Raw genomic sequence first — 582 nt, forward strand, 5'->3', positions numbered from 1 at the left:
CGTCAGGTTAATATCTCAGCCGGTGCTGGCTTTATTGTCGCGCTGACCGGAGAAATCATGAAAATGCCTGGTCTGCCAAAAGTACCAGCGGCCGAAAAAATTGATGTTGATGAAAACGGCGTAATTGCTGGTTTATTCTAGAAACAGTTAAAATTCAGCAGAAAATCGAGGGATCCTTCGGGATTCCTCTTAATTCATTATTCATAAACAGTTAAGTGTGAAAACGATAAACTAATCCTGAAAGAGTCCTTGAAATTTTAAACTTTGAAAGAGGAGAACGAATATGAATTTTTTTAGTCCCGCAGAAATCTGCGATAATATGGTAAAAGGCTGTAACAATAAGGCCAAATTGTCAATTGGAAAAATGATCGTATTGGGTATTTTTGCTGGCGTTTTTATCGGATTTGGCGCCTATGGCTTTACAGTTATTACATCTGGTGCTGGTACCGGTTTTGAAGCGACCTTTGCCAAGTACATCGGGGCGGGGGTTTTCCCGGTTGGCCTGATGTTGGTAGTAATTTGTGGTGCCGAGCTGTTTACCGGTAACAACCTGATGACTTTATCACTTTTCAAAAAAGAAAT

Annotated in this window: 2 protein-coding genes; both read left to right on the top strand. The window is 40.5% G+C overall.

The features are described from left to right. Positions 1–141: formate--tetrahydrofolate ligase (locus B3F51_RS03355; RefSeq protein ID WP_286945478.1), on the top strand; the 141-nt coding region annotated here is incomplete at its 5' end. A 142-nt stretch (positions 142–283) separates the two neighbouring features. Further along, positions 284–582 (top strand): formate/nitrite transporter family protein (locus B3F51_RS03360; protein WP_286945469.1); only part of this gene is annotated, 299 nt, incomplete at its 3' end.

The sequence above is a fragment of the Acetobacterium sp. UBA5834 genome (genome assembly GCF_002435675.1).
Classification (GTDB): Bacteria; Bacillota; Clostridia; order Eubacteriales; family Eubacteriaceae; genus Acetobacterium; species Acetobacterium wieringae.